General features: G+C 63.4%; 27 protein-coding genes. 15 read left to right on the top strand and 12 right to left on the bottom strand.

Features of this window, described 5'->3' with window-relative positions:
- Positions 1 to 16 precede the first annotated feature (16 nt).
- From hisF to hisB, 7 genes are read right to left on the bottom strand one after another with little or no spacing between them, the layout of a single operon-like run.
- Positions 17 to 811 carry an imidazole glycerol phosphate synthase subunit HisF gene (gene hisF / locus FJ954_RS01870; protein ID WP_181177739.1) on the bottom strand — a complete coding sequence of 265 codons (795 nt, stop codon included), beginning with the start codon at positions 809 to 811 and terminating at the stop codon, positions 17 to 19.
- A complete protein-coding gene (locus tag FJ954_RS01865) occupies positions 808 to 1,644 on the bottom strand; it encodes an arginase family protein (protein ID WP_140660225.1) in 837 nt (278 codons plus the stop codon). Before FJ954_RS01865 ends, hisF begins: the two co-directional genes overlap by 4 nt.
- On the bottom strand, positions 1,641 to 2,390 hold the full coding sequence (hisA, locus tag FJ954_RS01860; RefSeq protein ID WP_140660224.1) for a 1-(5-phosphoribosyl)-5-[(5-phosphoribosylamino)methylideneamino]imidazole-4-carboxamide isomerase: 750 nt from the start codon (positions 2,388 to 2,390) through the stop codon (positions 1,641 to 1,643). The genes FJ954_RS01865 and hisA overlap by 4 nt, the downstream gene beginning before the upstream one ends.
- Complete coding sequence (locus FJ954_RS01855) at positions 2,391 to 2,681, bottom strand: DUF1330 domain-containing protein (RefSeq protein WP_140660223.1); 291 nt, start codon at positions 2,679 to 2,681, stop codon at positions 2,391 to 2,393.
- 3 nt (positions 2,682 to 2,684) lie between these two features.
- Positions 2,685 to 3,335, bottom strand: coding sequence for an imidazole glycerol phosphate synthase subunit HisH (gene hisH / locus FJ954_RS01850; RefSeq protein WP_140660222.1), 651 nt, complete (start codon positions 3,333 to 3,335; stop codon positions 2,685 to 2,687).
- 1 nt (position 3,336) lies between these two features.
- Positions 3,337 to 3,813 (bottom strand): DUF2628 domain-containing protein, encoded by a 477-nt coding sequence (locus FJ954_RS01845; RefSeq protein WP_140660221.1) that lies wholly within the window; start codon positions 3,811 to 3,813, stop codon positions 3,337 to 3,339.
- Between the two features lie 4 nt (positions 3,814 to 3,817).
- Positions 3,818 to 4,417 (bottom strand): imidazoleglycerol-phosphate dehydratase HisB, encoded by a 600-nt coding sequence (gene hisB / locus FJ954_RS01840; RefSeq protein ID WP_140660220.1) that lies wholly within the window; start codon positions 4,415 to 4,417, stop codon positions 3,818 to 3,820.
- A gap of 232 nt (positions 4,418 to 4,649) precedes the next feature.
- Here hisB and hslV point away from each other — a divergent pair, with 232 nt between their 5' ends.
- From hslV to FJ954_RS01815, 5 genes are all read left to right on the top strand, one after another.
- Positions 4,650 to 5,201, top strand: a complete 552-nt coding sequence (gene hslV, locus FJ954_RS01835; RefSeq protein ID WP_015314580.1) for an ATP-dependent protease subunit HslV — start codon at positions 4,650 to 4,652, stop codon at positions 5,199 to 5,201.
- A 47-nt stretch (positions 5,202 to 5,248) separates the two neighbouring features.
- Positions 5,249 to 5,764 (top strand): GNAT family N-acetyltransferase, encoded by a 516-nt coding sequence (locus FJ954_RS01830; protein ID WP_140660219.1) that lies wholly within the window; start codon positions 5,249 to 5,251, stop codon positions 5,762 to 5,764.
- 8 nt (positions 5,765 to 5,772) lie between these two features.
- Positions 5,773 to 6,372, top strand: coding sequence for a DUF2585 domain-containing protein (locus FJ954_RS01825; RefSeq protein WP_140660218.1), 600 nt, complete (start codon positions 5,773 to 5,775; stop codon positions 6,370 to 6,372).
- Positions 6,373 to 6,376: 4 nt separating this feature from the next.
- Complete coding sequence (gene hslU, locus FJ954_RS01820; RefSeq protein ID WP_015314577.1) at positions 6,377 to 7,687, top strand: ATP-dependent protease ATPase subunit HslU; 1,311 nt, start codon at positions 6,377 to 6,379, stop codon at positions 7,685 to 7,687.
- 170 nt (positions 7,688 to 7,857) lie between these two features.
- On the top strand, positions 7,858 to 8,817 hold the full coding sequence (locus FJ954_RS01815) for a DUF1402 family protein (RefSeq protein WP_140660217.1): 960 nt from the start codon (positions 7,858 to 7,860) through the stop codon (positions 8,815 to 8,817).
- A gap of 232 nt (positions 8,818 to 9,049) precedes the next feature.
- Here the strand turns inward: FJ954_RS01815 and FJ954_RS01805 are convergent, their stop codons facing one another.
- The 3 genes from FJ954_RS01805 to FJ954_RS01795 are packed head-to-tail and all read right to left on the bottom strand — an operon-like array spanning position 9,050 to position 11,718.
- Positions 9,050 to 10,279: an FAD-dependent oxidoreductase gene (locus FJ954_RS01805; protein WP_140620602.1), complete on the bottom strand. Its 1,230-nt coding sequence runs from the start codon at positions 10,277 to 10,279 to the stop codon at positions 9,050 to 9,052.
- A gap of 5 nt (positions 10,280 to 10,284) precedes the next feature.
- Positions 10,285 to 10,599, bottom strand: a complete 315-nt coding sequence (locus tag FJ954_RS01800) for a MocE family 2Fe-2S type ferredoxin (RefSeq protein WP_015314574.1) — start codon at positions 10,597 to 10,599, stop codon at positions 10,285 to 10,287.
- Positions 10,600 to 10,626: 27 nt separating this feature from the next.
- Positions 10,627 to 11,718: a fatty acid desaturase family protein gene (locus tag FJ954_RS01795; RefSeq protein WP_140620604.1), complete on the bottom strand. Its 1,092-nt coding sequence runs from the start codon at positions 11,716 to 11,718 to the stop codon at positions 10,627 to 10,629.
- 135 nt (positions 11,719 to 11,853) lie between these two features.
- Here FJ954_RS01795 and FJ954_RS01790 point away from each other — a divergent pair, with 135 nt between their 5' ends.
- The 7 genes from FJ954_RS01790 to FJ954_RS01760 all read left to right on the top strand — a co-directional run bounded on the left by FJ954_RS01790 (position 11,854) and on the right by FJ954_RS01760 (position 18,938).
- A complete protein-coding gene (locus FJ954_RS01790) occupies positions 11,854 to 12,885 on the top strand; it encodes a LacI family DNA-binding transcriptional regulator (RefSeq protein WP_140660216.1) in 1,032 nt (343 codons plus the stop codon).
- Between the two features lie 269 nt (positions 12,886 to 13,154).
- Positions 13,155 to 13,754 (top strand): hypothetical protein, encoded by a 600-nt coding sequence (locus tag FJ954_RS01785; protein ID WP_246681005.1) that lies wholly within the window; start codon positions 13,155 to 13,157, stop codon positions 13,752 to 13,754.
- Positions 13,755 to 14,088: 334 nt separating this feature from the next.
- The gene (locus FJ954_RS01780; RefSeq protein ID WP_015314570.1) at positions 14,089 to 15,030 is read left to right on the top strand and encodes a sugar ABC transporter substrate-binding protein; all 942 of its coding nucleotides are present in this window, start codon (positions 14,089 to 14,091) and stop codon (positions 15,028 to 15,030) included.
- Positions 15,031 to 15,138: 108 nt separating this feature from the next.
- The gene (locus tag FJ954_RS01775; protein WP_140660215.1) at positions 15,139 to 16,215 is read left to right on the top strand and encodes an ABC transporter permease; all 1,077 of its coding nucleotides are present in this window, start codon (positions 15,139 to 15,141) and stop codon (positions 16,213 to 16,215) included.
- 2 nt (positions 16,216 to 16,217) lie between these two features.
- Positions 16,218 to 17,000: an ATP-binding cassette domain-containing protein gene (locus FJ954_RS01770; RefSeq protein ID WP_015314568.1), complete on the top strand. Its 783-nt coding sequence runs from the start codon at positions 16,218 to 16,220 to the stop codon at positions 16,998 to 17,000.
- Positions 17,001 to 17,115: 115 nt separating this feature from the next.
- Positions 17,116 to 18,111: an inositol 2-dehydrogenase gene (gene iolG / locus FJ954_RS01765; protein ID WP_015314567.1), complete on the top strand. Its 996-nt coding sequence runs from the start codon at positions 17,116 to 17,118 to the stop codon at positions 18,109 to 18,111.
- Positions 18,112 to 18,143: 32 nt separating this feature from the next.
- The gene (locus FJ954_RS01760; protein WP_140615377.1) at positions 18,144 to 18,938 is read left to right on the top strand and encodes an SDR family oxidoreductase; all 795 of its coding nucleotides are present in this window, start codon (positions 18,144 to 18,146) and stop codon (positions 18,936 to 18,938) included.
- Positions 18,939 to 18,973: 35 nt separating this feature from the next.
- On the opposite strand, the gene FJ954_RS01755 is transcribed toward FJ954_RS01760, so the two are convergent.
- Entirely contained in the window at positions 18,974 to 19,399 is a 426-nt protein-coding gene (locus tag FJ954_RS01755; RefSeq protein WP_224622823.1) for a type II toxin-antitoxin system VapC family toxin, read from the bottom strand.
- Complete coding sequence (locus tag FJ954_RS01750; RefSeq protein WP_140615375.1) at positions 19,396 to 19,641, bottom strand: type II toxin-antitoxin system VapB family antitoxin; 246 nt, start codon at positions 19,639 to 19,641, stop codon at positions 19,396 to 19,398. Before FJ954_RS01750 ends, FJ954_RS01755 begins: the two co-directional genes overlap by 4 nt.
- Before the next feature lie 265 nt (positions 19,642 to 19,906).
- Here FJ954_RS01750 and FJ954_RS01745 point away from each other — a divergent pair, with 265 nt between their 5' ends.
- The 3 genes from FJ954_RS01745 to FJ954_RS01735 all read left to right on the top strand — a co-directional run bounded on the left by FJ954_RS01745 (position 19,907) and on the right by FJ954_RS01735 (position 21,973).
- Entirely contained in the window at positions 19,907 to 20,998 is a 1,092-nt protein-coding gene (locus FJ954_RS01745) for a 3-deoxy-7-phosphoheptulonate synthase (protein WP_140615373.1), read from the top strand.
- Between the two features lie 116 nt (positions 20,999 to 21,114).
- Positions 21,115 to 21,480 carry a metalloregulator ArsR/SmtB family transcription factor gene (locus tag FJ954_RS01740; RefSeq protein ID WP_140615371.1) on the top strand — a complete coding sequence of 122 codons (366 nt, stop codon included), beginning with the start codon at positions 21,115 to 21,117 and terminating at the stop codon, positions 21,478 to 21,480.
- A complete protein-coding gene (locus FJ954_RS01735; protein WP_210242349.1) occupies positions 21,458 to 21,973 on the top strand; it encodes an SRPBCC family protein in 516 nt (171 codons plus the stop codon). The genes FJ954_RS01740 and FJ954_RS01735 overlap by 23 nt, the downstream gene beginning before the upstream one ends.
- Positions 21,974 to 21,994 lie beyond the last annotated feature (21 nt).

Raw genomic sequence — 21,994 nt, 5'->3', positions numbered from 1 at the left:
GCTTCGGGAGCATGCTCTAGGACCTGTTGCCCAGCGAGTCCAGCCGCATCGGCAGGCCGGCCTTGGCCATATGCGCCTTGGCTTCGGCGATGGTGTAGGTGCCGAAATGGAAAATGGACGCCGCCAGCACGGCACCCGCATGGCCGTCGCGAATGCCTTCGACCATGTGGTCGAGCGTGCCGACGCCACCCGAAGCGATGACCGGCGCGCGCACCGCGTCCGACACCGCGCGGGTCAGCGCGATGTCATAGCCGGCCTTGGTGCCGTCGCGGTCCATCGAGGTCAACAGGATCTCGCCGGCGCCGCGATCGACCATTTTCCGCGCGAATTCCACGGCGTCGATGCCGGTCTTCTCGCGCCCGCCATGGGTGAAGATCTCCCAGCGGTCGGCCTCGCCGGGGCCGGAGATTTTCTTGGCGTCGATGGCGACGACGACGCATTGGTTGCCGAACTTGTCGGCGGCTTCGGCGACGAAATCCGGGTTCTTCACCGCCGCCGTGTTGATCGAGACCTTGTCGGCCCCGGCCAGCAGCAATCTTCGGATGTCGGCCACCTGGCGCACGCCGCCGCCGACGGTCAGCGGCATAAAGCATTGTTCCGCGGTGCGGGCGATGACGTCGAAGATGGTCTCGCGATTGTCCGACGAAGCGGTGATGTCGAGAAAGCAGAGTTCGTCGGCGCCGGCGGCATCATAGGCCTTGGCGGCCTCCACCGGATCGCCGGCGTCGATGAGGTCGACGAAATTGACGCCCTTGACGACACGGCCGTCCTTGACGTCGAGGCAAGGGATGACGCGGGCCTTCAGCATCAGCGGCCCTCTATCGTGGCAAGCAGATCGTTGAGCATCTGGCCGACCAGCGGCGGCACATCGGCCTGGGCATCGAAGGCGGGATCGTAAGCGGAAACGGTGATGCCGACGACCGGCACAGCAAGCGCCATGGCGCAGGCCGCGTCGCGCAGCTGCTCCGGGTTCGGTCCGCCCGATGTGACGTAGCGGTTGGCCTGCAGCGCCTTGGGGTCGTGCACGTCGAGATCGAGATGCATGTGCACGCTGTTGGCGCCGGCGGCCTTCAGTTTTTCCGTCGCTTGCGCCACGCCTGGACATTCCGTCCGGATGACAGGCAATGTTTCGAGAAGGTTTTCCTCCGCCGGATCGAGATCGCGGGCGTTGAGGAGCACGCAGCGCGCGGGATCGATCGGCCTGAAGCCGGGAATGGCGGCCGCCATCGGACGCCAGCACAGGCCGAGCACCGTCGACAGCGCCATGCCGTCGAGAAAGCCGTAGACGGACGTCTCGGGCGTGTTGAGGTCGCCATGCTGGTCTGCCCAGATGATCGCGTCGGCGCCTTCGCCGGCGACCGCGCCGGCTGAAGTCAGGCAGTTTCCGGCCAGCACGATGGGGAACCGGCCCCTGTCGCGGGCCATGCGGACCTCGCCCGAGACGGCGTTGCAGACGGCAAAACCCGTGGCGATCTCGCGCTCCTGGCCGTCGCCGACCCTGCCGATATCCTCGACCGTGACGTCGTGGCCGGCAAGGGTCAGGGCATCGACAAGCCCGCCCGATATCAGCGCGTCGGGCCCCTGGCCCATGCCGCCATGATAGTGGCCGCTGTCATAGGAGGCCAGGATGAGCGAAACTTTCACGACCGCGCCTCCATCGCCGGCCGGCCCCGCAGGATCGCCAGCGCCTCTGTGGGATCGATGCGGCCGTCATAGAGGGCACGGCCCGAGATTGCGCCTTCGAGTTTTTTCGCATCGGGCATGGTCATGCGCACGATGTCGGCGATCGAGGCCAGTCCGCCCGAGGCGATGACCGGGATCGACACGGCGTCGGCAAGGTCGATGGTGGCGTCCCAGTTGATGCCGGTCAGCACGCCGTCGCGGTCGATGTCGGTATAGATGATGGCGGCGACGCCGGCGCCCTCGAATTTCCTGGCCAGTTCGATGACGCCGAGGCTCGAGGCTTCGGCCCAGCCTTCGACCGCCACCTTGCCACCCTTGGCGTCGATGCCGACCGCGACCTTGCCCGGAAATGCCTTGCAGGCCTGCCTGACCAGATCGGGATCGCGCACCGCCACCGTGCCGAGGATGACGCGGGCCAGCCCACGGTCGAGCCAGTCCTCGATCTGCTCCAGCGTGCGAATGCCGCCGCCGAGCTGCACCGGGTTCTTCGTCGCCTTCAGGATGGCCCCTACCGCGGCGCTGTTGACGCTCTGGCCCTGGAAGGCGCCGTTGAGGTCGACGACATGAAGCCACTCGAAGCCCTGCTCTTCAAAGGCTTTTGCCTGCGCGGCGGGGTCATCATTGTAGATCGTCGCGGTCGCCATATCGCCGTGCTTCAGCCGCACGCATTGGCCGTCCTTGAGGTCGATGGCTGGAAACAGGATCACTCAGGCACCCTCGACGATCGCGAAATGTCCGGTCGAAGCCGCCAGCCTGTTCTGCAACGCTGTCTGGTAGGCTGGCGATCGATAGCAGCTGAGCGCGGTTTCGTAAGAGTCGAACTCGACCACCACCTGCCTGTCAAATTCCGACCCTTCGGGATTGGTCACTTGTCCGCCGCGCACGAGATAGCGGCCTCCGAAAGACGAAACCGCGTCGCCGATGGCGTCGCGGTAACGCTGATATCCTTCCGGGTCTGTCACCGTCAGCATTACCAGCCAATAGCCCTTCTTGCTCATGGTTCAGGGCCTCCAGCGCAGGAAATTGGTGATCAGCGCCAGGCCCAGCGCCTGGCTCTTCTCAGGATGGAACTGCGTGCCGGCGAGATTGTCACGCGCGACCGTGGCCGTCACCGGGCCCCCATAGTCGGCGACCGCGAGGATCTCGTCCGACTTTTTTGCGTCGAGATGGTAGGAGTGGACGAAATAGGCATGCAGTCCGGCCGCGCCGGTCGGAATGCCGGAGAACAATGGGTGCTTATGCCTCAATTCGATCGTGTTCCAGCCGATCTGCGGGATCTTCAGCGCCGGATCGGAAGGCGTGATCTCCTTGACGTCGCCCGATATCCAGCCGAACCCGTTGGTGACGGTCTTTTCGAGGCCGCGCTCGGACATCAGCTGCATGCCGACGCAAATTCCCAGGAAAGGCCGGCCCTTGGCGATGGCGACGTCCTCGACCGCCTCCCACATGCCGTCCACGGCACGCAGGCCGGCCGCGCAATCGGCGTAAGCGCCGACGCCGGGCAGGACGATGCGGTCGGCCGTCCGCACCCGGTCGGCATCGGCCGTCAGGTCGATCTCGGCCGCGATGCCGGCCTCGCGCGCGGCGCGCTCGAAGGCCTTGGTGGCCGAGCGCAGATTGCCCGAACCGTAATCGATGATCGCAACCCGCATCTCAGCGCCGTCCCGGAATGTGGGTCAGCGCCAGCGCCATGCCTGGCTGTGCCGGGCGCGCCAAAGCGGCATCTGGGACGATGCGCGGCGCGGGTGCCGCTTCATCCGAAAGCCCTTCGACCTCAAGGGCATAGCGCATGTCGGCGTCGGCGAGCCAGCCGGCCTCGACGACGCCCCACTCATGCCAACCGCGGCGGCGCAGTGCCGCGATGCGCAAGCCCTGTCCTTCCAGTCCGACATAGAGCGAGACGAGCAGCGACAAAAGCGAGCCGGCCACACCGAGCCCAAGTCTCTCGCCAAGCATCGACAGCACGCCCATGACGACAAAGGCGAGCGCCGCTTCGACCCACATCCGGTGCCAGGCAAGCCACAGCGGCGGCACAAGCAGGCCGAGCCAGGTGAAGCCGTCGCGGACTAAGGTCGTCGTGTCGACTTTCTCGCTGCGGCCAGGTGGCTCCATCACGACATAGGCGGTCATGAGGCTATCCCTTCAAAGAACCCTTGGTGGAGGGAACCGCGTCAGGCTGGCGCGGATCGCGCTCGAGCGCGGCGCGCAGCGCGCGCGCCACCGCCTTGAAGCAGGTCTCGGCGATATGATGGTTGTTGGCGCCATAATGGTTGGTGACATGCAGCGTGATGCCGGCGTTCTGCGCCAGCGCCTGGAAGAATTCGCGCACCAGTTCGGTGTCGAAGGTGCCGATCTTGGGCGACGAGAACGACACGTTCCAGACCAGGAAGGGGCGGCCCGACACGTCGATCGCGGCGCGGGTCAGCGTCTCGTCCATGGCAAGGTCGATCGAGGCGTAGCGCATGATGCCGCGCCGCTCGCCCAACGCCTTGGTCAAGGCCTGCCCGAGCGCGATGCCGGTGTCCTCGACCGTGTGGTGGTCGTCTATATGCAGGTCGCCCGTTGCTCTGACGGTCATGTCGATCAGGGAATGGCGGGAAAGCTGGTCCAGCATATGGTCGAAGAAGCCGACGCCGGTGGCGATGTCCGATTTGCCAAAGCCGTCGACATGGATCGACACCGAGATGTCGGTTTCCCCAGTCTTGCGGCTTGCATCGGCGGAACGAGGCGCCATCACTCTATCCTTGTGCCAGTGGTTCAGATCGTGACCGGTTCACGGGCCTCAAGCGCTCGCTGGCTTGAAAACGAGAGCCTTCTAGCAGCATGATCCGGCGATTGCCAGTTGCGATCCCGGCCGCTATCGAGCGGTTTGCAATCATTGGCCCCGTGCATACATATGGCCGATCAAGTCACTCGTACCGCGCCAAATCGCCTTTTGAAGGGATGGTGCGAATCGGAGCCAAGAAATGTCCAATGAATTGACCATGCACGCCACGACCATCGTGACGGTGCGCAAGGGCAACAAGGTGGTGATCGCCGGCGACGGCCAGGTCAGCCTGGGCCAGACCATCATGAAGGGCAATGCCCGCAAGGTGCGCCGCATCGGCAAGGGCGGCAATGTGATTGCCGGTTTCGCGGGCGCCACCGCCGACGCCTTCACGCTGCTGGAACGCCTCGAAGCCAAGCTCGAACAATATCCCGACCAACTGACGCGCGCCTGTGTCGAGCTCGCCAAGGACTGGCGCACCGACCGCTATCTGCGCCGGCTGGAGGCGATGATGCTGGTCGCCGACAAGTCGGTCTCGCTGGCGCTGACCGGCAATGGCGATGTGCTGGAACCAGAACATGGCGTCATGGCCATCGGTTCGGGCGGCAATTATGCGCTGGCCGCGGCGCGCGCGCTGATGGATACGGACAAGGATGCCGAGGAGATCGCCCGCAGGGCGATGCAGATCGCGTCCGATATCTGCGTCTACACCAACAACAATTTCGTCGTCGAAACGCTCGATGCCGCCTGAACCAGACCATGACCCCGCAAGGTGGGAACCGGTTTTCGGAAAAGATCATGGTCAAACAAGAAAGTAGCTACGATTTTCGGCCGGTGACCAAAAAGGACCTGCCGATGATCGCCGGCTGGCTCGCCGAGCCGCATGTTGCAGAATGGTGGGATGATCCTGAGACGGAAATCGCGGAGATTGCCGATCACATAGACTCGATTTCCGTCGAGCCGCTGATCGTTGAGCTCGACGGAAAGCCGATCGCCTATCTGCAGAGCTATGACCCGCACATGGAAGACGGCCATCCCTATGCCGATCAGCCGTTCGGCACGCTGGGCATCGATGTCTCGATCGGCCGGCCGGAACTGATCGGCATCGGCCATGGCTCGGCCATCGTGCGTCAGTTCGTCGAAGACCTGTTCGAGGAAGGCGTGCCGCGTGTCATCATCGATCCCGACCCCGCCAATCTCAGGGCCATCCGCGCCTATGAAAAGGCGGGTTTCCGGGCCATTGATCGCAGGCAGTCAATCTATGGCGACGTCGTGCTGATGGCGATCGATGCCGAAGACGCGCAAGAGGGGTAATCCAGGGCATGGTCATATCCAGCGGGGACAAGGGCCTTTCGGCCTACGAGGACAGCTGGCGGATGGGGCTGCTGATCGTCGTCGGCCTGCTCGCCGCCCAGGCTGTCACGCTCTATCTGATGGGCCATCCGCCGATCTGCACCTGCGGCTATGTCAAGCTGTGGCATGGCGTGGTGAACAGTTCGGAGAACTCCCAGCACATTTCGGACTGGTACACTTTCTCGCACATCATCCACGGCTTCCTGTTCTATGCGCTGGCCCGGTTCCTGTTCCCGCGCTCGCCGATCGGCTTGCGGCTGGCATTCGCCGTCCTCGTCGAGGGCGGCTGGGAAATCCTCGAAAACAGCCCGTTCATCATCGAGCGCTACCGCGCCGGCACCATTTCGCTCGATTATTACGGCGATTCGATCATCAATTCGGTGTCCGACACACTGGCCATGGTGCTGGGATTTGTGATGGCGCGAAGGCTACCTATATGGGTGATCGTCAGCCTCGCCATCCTCTTCGAACTGGGTACCGGCTATCTTATCCGGGACAATCTTACACTCAACGTGATCATGCTGCTGCATCCGTTCGAGGCCATCAAGCAGTGGCAAAGTGGAATTTAGTGATATGAGCACATTTTCTCCCCGCGAAATAGTTTCGGAACTCGACCGCTTCATCATCGGCCAGAAGGACGCCAAGCGCGCCGTGGCCATTGCCTTGCGCAACCGCTGGCGCCGCCAGCAGCTCGAAGGCCAGATGCGCGAAGAGGTGATGCCGAAGAACATCCTGATGATCGGCCCGACCGGCGTCGGCAAGACCGAGATCTCGCGCCGCCTGGCCCGGCTGGCCGGCGCGCCTTTCGTCAAGGTCGAGGCGACCAAGTTCACCGAAGTCGGCTATGTCGGCCGCGACGTCGAGCAGATCATCCGTGACCTGGTCGAAATCGCCATCGGGCTGGTGCGCGAAAAGATGCGCGAGGACGTGAAGGCACGCGCCCATGTCAACGCCGAGGAACGCGTGCTGGAAGCGTTGGTCGGCAAGACGGCGAGCCCGGCGACGCGCGATAGTTTCCGCAAGAAGCTGCGCGACGGCGAACTCGACGACAAGGAAATCGAAATCGAGGTGGCCGACACCGGCAATGGCGGCATGCCCGGCTTCGAAATTCCCGGCATGCCGGGCGCCAATATCGGCGTGCTCAACATCAACGACATGCTGTCGAAGGCAATGGGCGGCAAGAAGACCAAGCTGCGCAAGACGACGGTGAAGGAATCCTACGACCTGCTGGTCAGCGACGAGTCCGACAAGTTGCTCGACCAGGACGAGGTGGTGCGCCGGGCTCTGGACGCAGCGGAAAATGACGGCATCGTCTTCCTCGACGAGATCGACAAGATTGCCGCCAGGTCGGATATTTCGGGCGGCCCGTCGCGCGAAGGCGTGCAGCGCGACCTGCTGCCGCTGGTCGAGGGCACCACGGTGGCGACCAAATACGGGCCGTTGAAGACGGACCATATCCTGTTCATCGCCTCGGGCGCGTTTCACGTCTCGAAACCGTCGGACCTGTTGCCGGAATTGCAGGGCCGCCTGCCAATCCGCGTCGAACTGCGTGCGCTGGAGAAGGACGATTTCGTCCGCATCCTGACCGAGACCGAGGCGAGCCTGATCAAGCAGTATATCGCGCTGATGAAAACCGAGGGCGTCGAGCTGACCTTCACCGACGACGCCATCGATTCGCTGGCCGGCGTCGCCGTCGACCTCAATGCCAGCATCGAGAATATCGGCGCGCGGCGGCTGCAGACGGTGATGGAGCGGGTGCTGGACGAGATCTCCTACGATGCGCCCGACCGCAACGGCACGGCCGTCACCATCGACGCCGCCTATGTGCAGAAGCATGTCGGAGACCTCTCCAGAAACACCGATCTGTCGCGGTTCATCCTCTGAACGAAGACGCCGGAGCAGTCCGGCGCGGCATCGAGTAACAACTCCGGCAGGAGCCATGTGTGGCCAGATGGTACCATCTGGCCACCTTTCGTCTCGCCGGATGAAGAGGCGCTCTCGACTCGACCAGGTGCTTTACCTAGTTTGCGCGGCAATTCTCTAGGCGGCGGCGCATGAAAAAACTCATCCTGGTCATTCTCGGCTTGACGCTGGCGGCGACGCTGTTCGCCGCCGACGCGGCGACATTGGTGCCGCCGGGAAACCGCAATGCCGAGCAGCCCGACATTCCCGGCGCCTCCAGCCGCCGCACCCAGGCGACCAACACCAGCTTCCAGGCGAAGTATCGCAAGGTCTACGCGCTGTTGCAGAACGACCCCGACCTGCGCGGCAAGATCAAGAAGGCGGCAAGCGCCTATGGCATCGACCCGATGCACATCGTCGGCGCCATCGTTGGCGAGCACACCTACAATGTCGACGCCTATGACCGGCTGCAGACCTATTATGTCAAGGCGATCTCCTACCTCTCGAGCAAGCTCTCCTTCGCCTATGATGGCGAGGACATTACCGATTTCGTGCAGCGGCCGGAATTCAGGAAGTGCGCCGCGATTTCGGACAGCTACGATCTGTGGGAATGCCGTGAACAGGTTTGGAACCGCTCGTTTCGCGGCAAGACCGTCGGCGGCGAGGATTTCCCCGACAACCGGTTCGGCGCCACCTTCTTCCAGCCCTATTATGCCGGCCAGACCTTCGGCCTCGGCCAGCTCAACCCGCTGACCGCCCTGCAGATGAGCGATCTCGTGCACAAGGTGTCGGGCTTGCCGAAGCTCGACGTCTCCGATCCCAATTCGGTCTACAAGACCATCATGGATCCGGACCTGACGCTTCCTTACGTCGCCGCGACGATCAGGAAGTCGATCGACGCCTATAAGAGCATCGCCGGCTTCGACATTTCGGGCAATCCGGGCCTGACCGCCACGCTCTACAATGTCGGCAATCCGGAACAGCGCGCCTATGCGCTGAAGGCGGAAAACGAAAAACGCCGCGCCACCGGCGAGCCGGAGAAGCTGCCGGAAGAGAATTATTACGGCTGGCTGGTCAACGACAAATTGCCGGAGCTGAAGGCGCTGTTTTAGGGCGGACCCGGCGCGCTGACGTTGATTTGCCAAAGCCGCGCCGCCCCTCATTGTCCTGCCGGACATTTCTCCCCGTGTAGTGACGGGGAGAAAGACGCTGTCATCAATGATTTCGCCAATCGGTGCATGAATTGCGGCGAGGTTGCCATAGCCCCCTTCTCCCCGTTCTACGGGGAGAAGATGCCGGCAGGCAGATGAGGGGCGGCGCCGACATCCACAAGGTGCACGACCCCTATGCCGCCAGCAACGCCTTCAGCTTGACTTCAGGCGATCCCAGCGCGTCCGCCGACGGTTTTGCCCGCTTCGCGATCAGCATCTCGGCCAGCCTGATGTCGCGCGCCACCGCATTGCCCGGGCCGATGCCGCTGGCCGCCACCAGCCTGCCGTCCTCGGCCAGATGAAAGAGGATGAAGGCGCCGTCACCGAGATCGCGGCGCACGGTGCTACGGCCTTCGTCGGATAATCCCGCGATCTGCAGGGACAGGCCATACTGATCCGACCAGAACCACGGCACCGCGGCATGCGGCTCGCCGGCGCCCAGCATGTTCCTGGCCGCCAGTGCGCCCTGTTCCTGCGCGTTGCGCCAGGCTTCCAGCCGCACGCGGCGGCCGCCATAGATGGCAAGCGGGAACGAGCAGCAGTCGCCGGCGGCGAAGATGTCGGGATCGCTGCTGCGCAGTTCTGCGTCGACCGCGATGCCGTTTTCGATGGCCAGGCCGGCCCCCGCCGCCAGTCCGGTCACCGGCACGGCGCCGATGCCGATCACGGCGAGGTCGGCAATGATCTCCCGGCCGCCGGCGAGCGTCACCCGCACCTCCTTGCCGTCGTCGGCGACGGCGGAGATGCCTTCCCCACAGATCACGTCGACACCCTCGGCGACATGCGCGTCATGGGTGATTTCGGCGATCTCGGCCGGAACGCCGCGCATCAGGATGCGCGACTGCGCCTCGATGACGGTGACATCTGCGCCGAGCTTGCGCGCCGCCGCGGCAAGCTCGAGGCCGATGAAGCCGCCGCCGATGACGGCGATGCGATTGCCGGCGCTGAGATGAGCGCGGATGGCCAGCGCATCGGCGAAGGTCCTGAGATAGACGCAGCGCCCGCCAAGGCCAGGCATCGGCAGCTTGCGTGGGGTCGAGCCAGTGGCCAGCAGCAGCTTGTCGTAGGGCAGCACCGAGCCGTCGGACAGGCGCACCGTGTGCGCCGCGCGATCGATCGCGATCGCCTGAACGGAATGGATATGCCGGATCGCTTTTCCCGCCAGGATTTCGTCGCTGGCAATCGCCTTGATTGCAGGCGCGTCGCTGGCCATCGCCTCCTTGGACAGAGGTGGCCTCTCATAGGGCAGATGCGGCTCGTCGCCGACCAGCGTCACCGGCCCGTCATAGCCGAGATCGCGCAGCGTCAGTGCTGCCCGTCCGCCGCATTCGCCGGCCCCGATGATCACCATTCCCGGCGTCATGCCCTTTACCCGATCTGAACCAGCACTTTGCCGGCGTCGACCTTGACCGGATAGGTCCTTAGGTTGACGCAGACCGGCGCGCCCCTGGCCGCGCCCGTCTTGTAGTTGAAGCGGCCATTGTGCTTGGGGCATTCGATGATGTCGTCCATCACCAGCCCGTCGGCGAGATGCACCTTCTCATGCGTGCAAAGTCCGTCGGTGGCGAAATAATCGTCGTCAGGGCTGCGATAGATGGCGAAGGTACGCCCGCCATGATCGAAGCGCATCACATCTTCTTCGTCGATGTCACCGGCGGCACAGGCCTCGACCCAATCGCTCATTCAGTCCTCCCCTGGAGTTGTCGGATGTCATTCCGCCGCCGCGGCGACGATGTCGTTGTGGAATTCCTCGCGGTACGGCCTGGCGGTCGGCGGCAGCTCGCGCTTGAGGAAATAATCCTCGTTGCGCAGCTGGCGGCGGAAGGCCGGGATCATCTCGCGGTAACCGGCCAGGATCGAGGGCGTCGGCGCCGGCAAATCGTGCTTGATCAGCGCGTGCAGCCTGGGCAGCGCATGGTAGGGCACCATCGGGAACATGTGATGCTCGACATGGTAATTCATGTTCCAGTAGATGAAGCGGCTGATCGGGTTCATGTAGACGGTACGGCTGTTCAGCCGATGATCGGTGACGTTGTCGGCAAGGCCGCCATGCTGCAGCAGGCCGACCATCACATGATGCCAGGCGCCGTAGAGCCGGGGCAGGCCGACCAGCATCAAGGGCAGGAACGAGCCGGTATAGAGTGCCAGCGCGATAGTCGCTGCATAGATCGCCGTCCAGATGCGGGCAATATGGATCGCCTTGGGCTGCTCCTGTTCGGGAATGAAGGTTTTTTCCGCAGCGCTGATGTTGCCTGCGGCGTTGCGCAGCATGTCCGACATCGCGTGCCAGGCGTCGAGCACGCCGACAAAACCGAGGACGAGGCGCGCCAGGTCCGGCGGCCGCATCACCGAGATCTCGGGATCGCGGCCGACGATGATGGTGTCGGTGTGATGGCGCGTGTGGCTCCAGCGCCAGGTCACCGGGTTGCGCATGATCATGAAGCAGGCGATCTGATAGACCGCGTCATTCATCCACTGCGTGCGAAACGCGGTTCCATGGCCGCATTCGTGCCAGCGTGAATCGGTCGACGAGCCGTAGAGCACGCCATAGACGAAGAAGAACGGCACGCACCACCAGCTGCCCCAGAACCAGGCACCGCCGGCGCCGCTGACGATGAGGGCGGTCAGCCAGATCGCGGTGTCGCGGATCGCCGGGCCATCGGAGCGCTGCATCAGCTCCTTCATCTGCTTGCGGGGAATGTCGGTGTGATACCACTCGGCGGCCGACAGGCCGTTCTCGACGGCAAGCCGGGCGTCGCGGCCGATCAGGCTGTAGTCACGCCGGGACGGCGCTGCGGTCATGATTGCCTCCCAAGGCAACGGGCTCGATACCCAGAAATAACGCCGCGCCATGATAGACTCAACATCACAAAGATAGTTTCTATCATTTCCTATCAAAGTAAGGTATCGATATCAGGCAATCGAGCGAGGGCGATCATGGCGAAACGGCCGACCATCACTGATCTGGCGCGCGTCTCCGGCGTCAGTGTCGCCACGGTGGACCGCGTGCTCAACAATCGCTTGCCGGTACGCGAGGAAACGGCGCGCCGCGTCTACGAGATCGCGACCGAGATCGGCTATCATGCCGCCGGCCTGATCAAGCAGAGGATGCGCCACGAGCTGCCGGAATACCGGCTGGGCTTCCTGCTTTTGAGAGGCAACGACGTCTTCTACACGGAGTTCGCGCGGCAGCTCGAACTCGCGCTGTCGCAATCGCAGCGCTTCCGCGGCGTCGCCATCATCGACTTCGCCAGTTCGCTGACGCCGGATGAAATCGTCGAGCGCACGCGCAAGCTGGCGGCCAAATGCAGGGCGGTCGCCCTGGTCGGGCCCGATCATCCGGCGCTGACGGTCACCGTCGAGGAGATGAAGGCCAAGGGATTGCCGGTCTTTTCCCTGCTGTCCGACTTCGCGGCCGGCATTCGCGAGGGCTATGTCGGCCTTGACAACCGCAAGGTCGGCCGCACCGCGGCCTGGATGATCTCCAAGGCGGCGAAGCGGCCGGGCAAGGTCGCGCTCTTCGTCGGCAGCCACCGCTTCCACGGCCATGAACTGCGCGAGATCGGCTTCCGCTCCTTCTTCCGCGAGCAGGCGCCGGACTTCACCTTGCTGGAAACGCTGGTCAATCTCGAGGCCAACCAGATCACGCAGGACACGCTGCTCGACCTGCTCGGCCGCCACCCGGACCTCGTCGGCTGCTACGTCGCGGGCGGCGGCATGGAAGGCGCGGTCGCGGCGCTGCGGCAGGCCAGGCCCGCCGAGATGCCGGCGGTCGTCTGCAACGAGATATCGGCGGTCTCGCGGTCCGCCCTGGCGGACGGGGTGCTGACCATGGTGATCTCCACGCCGCTGGCTGCCTTGTGCCGCGAACTGCTCGGCCTCATGGCGCATGCCATCGAGACGGGCGCGGCCAACGCACCCGGCCAGACCTTCCTGCCGTTCGACATCTACCTGCCCGAGAACATCTAGCGAGCTTTGGCCTAAAGCATAGCGCCCGACCTGCATCCAAATTGACGCATTACCGATCGCTAATATATACATACCCAATGGACGGGGATGGGTTTGGGTACATCGCTTTTGGGAGCGACGAGCTCTATGCGCGTGGCGCGCTCTTCAGCGCGCTTCGCTTGCTTCACTATTGCCCGGGTGCCAGGATCACGGTGCTGACCGACCGACCCTCCATTTTCGACGGCTATCCCATCGAAGCGATCGAGCTCACGGCCCAGAGACAGACCGAGATGTCCTTCGGCAATCGATACAGATTTGGCATCAAGGCCGCCGGCATCATCGATCTGCTTCAACGTTGCGAGCGCCTGTTCTTCATGGATGCGGACATGTATCCGACCGGCGACATATCGCGCTGTTTCAACCGAATTTCAGCCTTGTCCTCGATAATGTGGCGGTGCGAAGGGCGCCCAAAGGCTCCCTATCGCTCGCTCGAAGGCGAGGGGCTCTCCATTGGAGGCCGCATCCTGATCGGAGATGAAACGATGTGGGCGAGCGGCGTCCTTGGCGTTCATCATCACAACATTCCGGCGCTGGAGCGAGCATACGCGGCCAGCGAGAAAGTCAGTGAAATCGTGCATTTGCACACCCCGGAACAATTCTGTACCGGCGTCGCGCTATCCCAGGATGGGCGAACGATCAGCCGCCACTGGCTGCCGATCCGCAACTACAGTACCAGGGGAAAGAAGCTCCATGCCCGAAGGCGAATTGGAGCTTTCTTCGATCTCAACGGCAAGCTCAGTGTCGAACGGCAGGTGAAGCAGGCGGCGTCGTGCAGGGTCTGGAGAGCGCCGCTCGACCTCTTGTTGCAGAGAGACATCTGGCATTTCTGAACGCCATGCCATCGCCCGCCGACGGCATCCAAGGAATGGACCCGGCGCGCAGACGCCGTCGGCTCCGCACCGCATTCCCGTGTCCGCCAAAATCGCACATCCGGTTCTGGAATCTCCCTTGACGCCTCCCGAGCAAATGGAATAAATATTTCACCAGTCACGTATTTTGGTTCTTTCGTTCCGGAACATCTGTTTCATCAAGAGGCCTTGGCGTTCCAGCAAACGGCAGGCGCAACCCGGGGAGAGAGACGGTAATCGGGAGAGATTCCCCAGGCAGAACGGGGATTCCGGAGAGATCGGTGCAACCGGACACCAAAAGTGGAGGAGAAATACAATGAAGAAACTGCTTTTGGGCGTCGCCTTCGCGGCGCTGATGAGTTCATCGGCCATGGCCGCCAAGATCGGCGTGTCGATGGCCAAGTTCGACGACAATTTCCTCACCGTGCTGCGCAACGGCATGATCGAGCAGGCCAAGGGCATGAGCGGCGTCGAGTTGCAGGTCGAGGACGCGCAGAACGACGTCGCCAAGCAACTCGACCAGATCAAGAACTTCGCCGCTTCGGGCGTCGACGCCATCATCGTCAACCCGGTCGACACCTCGGCCACGCAGGCGATGTCGGATGCGGCGGCCGCGGCCAAGATCCCGCTGGTCTATGTCAACCGCCAGCCGGTCAATGTCGACACGCTGCCAGACAACCAGGCCTTCGTCGCCTCGAACGAGGCCGATTCCGGCACGCTCGAAACCAAGGAAGTCTGCCGCCTGTTCAAGGAAGCCGGCAAGAAGGAAGCCAATGTCTATGTGATCATGGGCGAGCTTTCCAACCAGGCCGCCGTGCAGCGCACCAAGGACATCGACGATGTCATCGCCACACCGGACTGCAGCTTCATCAAGATCATCGACAAGCAGACCTCGAACTGGGATCGCGACCAGGCGCAGAACCTGATGACCAACTGGCTGTCGACCGGCAAGAAGTTCGACGGCGTCATTGCCAACAATGACGAAAGCGCCATCGGCGCCATCCAGGCGATGAAGGCCGCCAACATCGACATGAAGTCGGTTGTCGTCGGCGGCGTCGACGCCACCCAGGACGCGCTTGCCGCCATGCAGGCGGGCGACCTTGATGCCACCGTCTTCCAGGACGCCGCCGGCCAGGGCGCGGGGGCGCTGGATGCCGCGCTGAAGCTCGCCAAGGGCGAGAAGGTCGAGCACAAGGTCTATGTCCCGTTCCAGCTGGTCACGCCGGCCAACATCGACAAGTTCCTGAAGAAGAACTGAGCCGCGGACATACGGAGCGGCGCTCTCGCGCAGCGACAGCGCCGCTCCGCTTCCCTCGGCGCCCGAAGGTGCTCGGGGAACGACCGCGGCTGACGGAGGATAGAAGAATTGGCACAGACATCTCACGGCGTCGGCGGGGTCAGCTATGACGCCAGGAAGCGCACATGGCCGGCCGAATTCAACGTCTTCCTGGCGCTCGTCATCCTCGTCGTCATCTTCGAACTGATCGGCCGGGTCTTTCTCGGCGACAGCTTCCTGTTCAACACCCGCAGCGACGTCTCCGGCCTCTTCAACGAGGCGCGCCTGCAGATCATCATTCTGCAGGTGTCGATCGTCGGCATCATCGCCATCGGCGTCACGCAGGTGATCATTACGGGTGGCATCGACCTGTCCTCCGGCTCGATCGTCGGCGCGACGGCCATGATCGCCATGAGCTTTGCCCAGGTCGCGACCGTCAACGGCAATCCCAACCCCAAGGCGATGTTTCTGGCCCAAGGCTGGACCGACCTGCCCGTGATCGTCCCGGTGCTGGTGGCGATCGGCTGCGGCCTGCTCGCCGGCCTCGTCAACGGCGCGCTGATCGCCTACACGCGCATCCCGCCCTTCATCGCCACGCTCGGCATGATGGTGACCGCCCGCGGCATCGCCAAATGGTGGTCGAAGGGCCAGCCGATCTCGTTCCCGACGGACAGTTTCGCCGCCATCGGCAAGGGCCTGATGCCCGTCATCATCTTCCTGTCGCTGGCCGTGCTGTTCCAGCTGATCATGACCTACACCAGATATGGCAAGCACTGCTACGCGATCGGCTCCAACGAGGACGCAGCGCGCATGTCTGGCATCAAGATCGCCAACCACAAGATCCTCGTCTATGTCATCGCCGGCATTCTCGCCGCGCTCGCCGCCGTCGTGCTCTCCTCCAAGAATCTCACCGCCCAGGCCGGCATGGGCGTCATGTACGAACTCGATGCCATCGCCATGGCGGTCATCGGCGGCGTCTCGCTGTCGGGCGGCCGCGGCTCCATCATCGGCACGGTGATCGGCGCGCTGATTTTCGGCGTCATCATCTCCGGCTTCACCTTCCTGCGCCTCGACGCCTACTACCAGGAGATGGTCAAGGGCGTGATCATCGTCGGCGCGGTCGTTCTCGACCAGTGGCGCCAACGCATGCGGGCATTGAGGGCTTGACCATGCCAGATATCTCCACGACAGACATCGTCCTGAAGACCGAGAACCTCACCAAGCGCTATGGCGGCGTGCATGCGCTTGAAGGCGCCAATTTCGAGCTGCGCAAGGGCGAGCATGTCGCCATCATGGGTGACAACGGCGCCGGCAAGTCGACCTTCGTGCGCCAGATCACCGCCGTCGAGCAGCGGACTAGCGGCCAGGTCTGGTTCGATGGCAAGGAAGTGAATTTCGCCGGACCGATCGAGGCCCGCGAGGCGGGCATCGAGACGGTGTTCCAGAACCTGGCGCTGGCCGACGACCTCGACGTGCCGTCGAACCTGTTCCTCGGCCGTGAAAAGGTGCTGTTCAATCTCGGGCCATTCTCGATCCTCGACCGCAAATACATGCGCAAGGCAACCGAGGCGGCGCTGGTCCGCACCGCGGTCAAGATCCCCAACCTCTCCAACACCATCCGCCATATGTCGGGCGGCCAGCGGCAGTGCGTGGCGATCGCCAGGACGGCGACCTTTGCCTCCAAGCTGATCATCATGGACGAGCCCACGGCGGCTCTCGGCGTGCAGGAGACGGCGCAGGTCGAAAACATCATCCGCACGCTGAAGGACAATGGCGAGCCGCTGATCCTGATCAGCCACAACATGCGCCAGGTGTTCGACCTTTGCGACCGCATCGTGGTGTTCCGGCGCGGCCGCATCGTCGCCAATCTGCGCAAGGAAAATACCGACGGCCAGGACATCGTATCCTATATCACCGGCGCCAAGACCGGCGAGGCGGAACTCGCGGCCTAATGGCCGGGCTCGGAGGCGATGGTCATCGCCTTCCCGTCGATTTGTCTTGACCGGAAAATCATTCAGCGCCCATGACCGGCGCCCCGCTTCGAACCATCCCCAGAGGAAAATATCCATGACTGTTCGCTTCGCCCTCCTTGGTGCCGGCCGCATCGGCAAGGTCCACGCCCGCGCCGTGGGTTCCAACCCCCAGGCAAAACTGGTCGCCGTGGCCGATGCCTTCGAGAAGGCGGCGAGCGAACTGGCTGTTGCCTATGGCGCCGAGGTGCGCAGCATCGACGAAATCGAGAAGTCCAAGGACATCGACGCGGTCGTCATCTGCACGCCGACCGACACCCATGCCGATCTGATCGAGCGCTTCGCCAAGGCCGGCAAGGCGATCTTCTGCGAGAAGCCGATCGACCTCGACGTCAAGCGGGTCGAGCAGTGCCTGGCCGTTGTCGACAAGGCCAAGGCGACCCTGATGGTCGGCTTCAACAGGCGTTTCGACCCGCATTTCGCCGCCGTGCGCAAGGCGATCGACGACGGAGCCATCGGCACCGTCGAGATGGTCACCATCACCTCGCGCGATCCCGGCGCGCCACCCATCGACTACATCAAGCGCTCGGGCGGCATTTTCCGCGACATGACCATCCATGATTTCGACATGGCGCGCTTCCTGCTCGGCGAGGAGCCTGTCGCGGTCAGCGCGCACGCCTCGGTGCTGGTCGACAAGAAAATCGGCGAAGCCGGCGATTTCGACTCGGTCAGCGTCATCCTCGAAACGGCTTCGGGCAAGCAGGCAGTCATCTCCAATTCGCGCCGCGCCACCTATGGCTACGACCAGCGCATCGAGGTGCACGGCTCGAAGGGCATGGTGGCGGCCGAGAACCAGCGGCCGGTGTCGATCGAGCTCGCCAACGAGAAGGGCTACACGCGCCCGCCGCTGCACGACTTCTTCATGACCCGCTACCTCGACGCCTACGCCCTCGAGATCGCCGCCTTTATCGCGGCGGCGACATCAGGCAAGAAGGCGGCGCCGAGCGGCGCTGATGGCCTCGTGGCGCTGAAGCTGGCAGATGCCGCACTGAAGTCGGCGACCACGGGCAAGACCATTCGTCTCGACAAGTAAGAACCGGACCCCCAAGGCACAGGAGCAGAGCGATGAGCGCATCCGCCGATCGCAATTCAAATACACGCGCCATCGTCACCGGCGGTGCGCAAGGCATAGGATTCGCGGTCGCCGAAGCGCTGGCCGACGAAGGCTGCCGGGCGCTGGCGCTCATCGGCCGCTCGCAGGAGAAGGGCGACAAGGCTGTCGCTCATTTCAGGAAATCAGGCGTCGACGCCATCTTCATCAGCGCCGATGTCTCCAAGGTTGCCGACTGCAAGCGCGCGGTCGCCGCCGCGCTCTCGCATTTCGGTACGATCAACGCCCTGGTCAACGCCGCCGCCACCTCGGCGCGCGGCTCGCTGGTCGAGACCTCAGAAGAGCTGTTCGACCAGATCTTCGACACCAATGTGCGCGGCCCGTTTTTCCTGATGCAGGGCGTGGTGGCGCATCTCTTGGAGAAAACGGCGCCCGGATCGATCGTCAACGTGCTGTCGATGTCGGCGCATACCGGGCAGTCTTTCCTGACGCCCTATTCGACCAGCAAGGGCGCGCTGATGACGCTGACCAAGAACGTCGCCAACGCCTATCGCTTCAACCGCATCCGCTGCAACGCCGTGCTGCCCGGCTGGATGGACACCGAGGGCGAGGACATCGTGCAGAAGAAATGGCACGATGCGCCCGACGACTGGCTGGCGAAGGCCGAAGCCGCGCAGCCGATGGGCCAGTTGGTCAAGCCGGACCAGCTCGCGCGGCTGATCAGCTACATGGTCAGCCCGCAATCGGGCGTCATGACCGGATCGCTGGTCGACTACGATCAGAGTGTCGCCGGGTCGTCGCCGGAGTAGGTTCATGCGAGCGATCTGCGTGGCGCACCTTGAACCTATCCTATGTCTGTCTTTGTGAAATCCTGACCGGTGTAGAGCAAAGCCAAATTATATGCCTTGCAACAGGCGTAGGAAAAGCAATCGCCCATGTTGAGCTGCGCCGGCGAATCGACACCCTTGCCGTAACTGCGTGCGGCTTCGATGGCGAGCCGCCCGACTTCGGCCGAAATGAGGACCTCGCCGATTCCCAAATCCTGCACGAAACGGTCCACGGCCGCATTCGCCTTTGCGACTGCCGCCGGTTGGATGGGTGAAGGCAGGGGGGTCTTTGAACGCGCCAAGGCCATTGCGGTCTCGAAACGAACGATCGCCGAAATGAAGAAAGGCCCGCCATGGGCGTCCATCCGGGCGGCGAGTTCTCCTGCCGTGGGCTCCGGACGCAACAGAGCGACGACCGCCGAAGCGTCAATGAACAGGCTCATAGCCCCCCTGAAAGCTCGTCCGAATAGGCTCTCATATCGAAGTCAGGATTATCCGCTCCGATTTCGCCAGCCATTCTGACTGCCTCCGCCAAGCGTTCCGATACAGTTTGCACACTGCGGGCGCGCTCAATTTCATGCGTCAGGGCCCGGCGAACCGCCTCGGCTTTGCTCGGCGCCTTTGTGAGGCGCTGCACCTCAAGTACCAGCCGGTCGACTTCCCGGTCCTTCACATAAAGCGGCATTGGAGCATATCCTTTTTGGAATATCCAACATATACCCTCTTACATATTCAAACAAGACCGCCATCAGGTGCGTGACATTCAATGCGAGTTCAGCTATAGCCCACGCATGATCAACCTGACCGCCACGTATTGGTACTTTAGGAGCTCGCTGGCGGCGGGAGGATTGCGCTCGATCTGAAGATTGCAGCAACAAGATCCGAACAGCCGCCAGACCTGGCGGCTTTTTTGTTTCAGCCGGCAGGTTCCCAAACAGGAGCAGAAAGCCGTGTTGACCACCACAGACGACCTCCGGGTCAAGGAACTGAGACTGCTGAGCACGCCGGACGAGGTGATGCGCGAGATACCGCGCTCACTCACGGCGACACGCACCGTTGCCGCCTCGCGCAACGCCATTCACTCCATCCTCACCGGGGCCGACGATCGGCTTGTTGTCATCGTGGGCCCTTGTTCCATCCACGATCCGGTCGCGGCCGTTGATTATGCCAGCCGTCTGGCGGCGCTGCGCGAGGCTCTGTCCGACCGGCTCGAGATCGTCATGCGCGTCTATTTCGAGAAGCCGCGCACCACGGTCGGCTGGAAAGGCCTGATCAACGATCCCGACCTCGACGGCAGCTTCAACATCGACAAGGGGTTGCGGATGGCACGCAACGTGCTTTCCGCCGTCAACAATCTCGGCCTGCCGGCGGCGACCGAATTCCTCGATATGACGACGCCGCAATACATCGCCGACCTCGTCGCCTGGGGCGCCATTGGCGCGCGCACGACCGAGAGCCAGATCCATCGCGAGCTGGCCTCGGGTCTCTCCTGCCCGGTCGGCTTCAAGAACGGCACCGACGGCAATCTCAGGATCGCCGGCGAGGCGGTGAAGTCGGCCGCCCAGCCGCATCATTTCATGGCGGTGACCAAGGGCGGACGCAGCGCCATCGCGGCGACCACCGGCAATGAGGATTGCCATGTCATCCTGCGTGGTGGCGTTCAGCCCAACTACGATGCGGCAAGCGTCGAAGCCGCATCGGTCGAACTCGTCCGCATCGGTATCGCCCCCCGTCTGATGATCGACGTCAGCCATGCCAACTCAGCCAAGAAGCCGGAGAACCAGCCCAAGGTCGCGGCCGATGTCGCGAGCCAAGTGGCGGCTGGCGACGAGCGCATCATCGGCGTCATGATCGAGAGCAATCTCGTCGCCGGCCGGCAGGATGTCGTGCCCGGCAAGCCACTGGTCTACGGCCAGAGCATCACCGATGGCTGCATCGACTGGGCGACCACGGAGACGGTGCTGCACGGTCTCGCGGGCGCTGTCGAATGGCGCCGCTCGGCGCGCCGCGCCATACTGGACAGCCGGCAGGGCGCCGCCTGATCTGGGGGAGCATAAGGGCGGCGCTTCCAGTTTCAGTCCAGGACCACGCCGCTCCTAGGCCCCGCAGCGCTCACCTCCTTGCATGTCACCGATCCGCGTGCTACATACTGAACCAAATGGTTCAGTATTCTCCTGCCCGCCTGGATGCCTCGTTCGCCGCGCTTTCGGACGCCACCCGACGTGGGGTTCTGGAGCAGCTCGGCCGTGCGGATGCTTCGATTACGGACTTGGCCCAGAAATTCCACATGACCCTCACGGGCATGAAGAAGCATGTCGGCGTTCTGGAGCAGGCAGGCCTCGTCACGACGCGGAAGGTCGGGCGCGTGCGGACCTGCAAGCTCGGCCTGCGCCGCCTGGAGGAGGAGACGGCATGGATCGAGAGATACCGCCAGCTCTGGGCCGCACGCTTCGACGAGCTGGACAAGGTTGTCGAGGAAATGAAACGGAAGGAGGAAGCCGATGGACGAAACAAGAGCGAATGAGCCCACCCCCATGCAGAACCGCACGACGGTGGAACGGAAGTCCGACCGCGAGCTGGTCGTCACGCGAAGCTTCGACGCGCCGGCCCGCATCGTGTTCGAGGCCTGGACAAAGCCCGAGCTGTTCAAGCAGTGGTGGACGCCGAAATCGATGGGCATGTTCCTGCGTTCCTGTGAGATGGATGTTCGTGTCGGAGGCGGGTACCGTTTGGTGTTCGGGCATGATGACTCGCACCCCGCCGAGTTCTTCGGCAGGTATCTCGAAGTGACACCGCCCTCGCGCCTCGTCTGGACCAATGACGAAGGTGGTGACGGTGGACCCGTGACCACGGTGACCTTCGAGGAGAAAGGCGGCAAGACGCTGCTGGTCATGCACGAGCTCTACCCCTCGAAGGAAGCCCTCGACGCCGCCGGCACCGGGGCGGCGGATGCGATGGCCGAGACGTTCGGGCAGTTGGACGAGCTTCTCGCCACGCTGCAGCAGGGCGCCGCCTGATTCGGCCGGCGCCAGAAGGGC

This window comes from Mesorhizobium sp. B2-3-15, from assembly GCF_006442875.1.
GTDB classification, from domain to species: domain Bacteria; phylum Pseudomonadota; class Alphaproteobacteria; order Rhizobiales; family Rhizobiaceae; genus Mesorhizobium; species Mesorhizobium australicum.
The sequence above is the reverse complement of the archived record's forward strand: the minus strand, read 5'-3'. Positions and strand labels throughout refer to the sequence as shown.